The 600-nt window shown below is 43.2% G+C and carries 1 protein-coding gene; it reads right to left on the bottom strand.

Annotated features, from left to right (window positions below; all coding sequences use genetic code 11):
• On the bottom strand, window positions 1–418 hold a 418-nt coding region (locus tag R8O10_RS26255; protein WP_318192101.1), incomplete at its 3' end, for a SulP family inorganic anion transporter.
• Window positions 419–600: the final 182 nt, after the last annotated feature.

Genomic DNA, 600 nt, shown 5'->3' with positions numbered 1-600 from the left:
CCTTGAATTGTCCCAATTGCGCGAGGAAGATAACAATCGCTAGGCCATTAACAAAACCAATCATTACAGGGTGTGGAACGATTCGAATGAATTTGCCCAATTTAAATAAACCGGCAGCAATTTGCAGAATACCGGCCAACATAATGGCAGCAAATAAGTACTGAACACCGTGGCTTGCAACAAGAGAGACCATTACTACAGCCATTGCGCCTGTAGCACCAGAGATCATGCCTGGGCGACCACCAAAGATTGAGGTGATAAGGCCAACGATGAATGCTGCGTACAGACCAACCATTGGGTCTACACCAGCAACGAATGCAAATGCTACGGCTTCAGGGACAAGTGCTAGGGCAACCGTCAAACCTGATAGCACGTCATTTTTAATAGAGTGCTTAGAAAATTGCGGGAATTCGAACATGTTTGTCTTTAAGTTCTCGTTGAGATGAGTTTATCCCGACACATATTCGTATTTGCATTAACCACTAAGTGATGAAAATACATTCAAGGTACTTAGTGTAAACCGTAGTAATAAAAGAGCAGCAGTAGAATGGTGTCGAAAACTTGAGTTGGCGAATGCTACCGAAAAGTGTGATTAAGTTC

The sequence above is a fragment of the Vibrio sp. 1727 genome (assembly GCF_033344415.1).
Lineage (GTDB): Bacteria > Pseudomonadota > Gammaproteobacteria > Enterobacterales > Vibrionaceae > Vibrio > Vibrio alginolyticus.
Note: the sequence above shows the minus strand (reverse complement) of the source record. Positions and strands in the feature narration are given on the sequence as shown.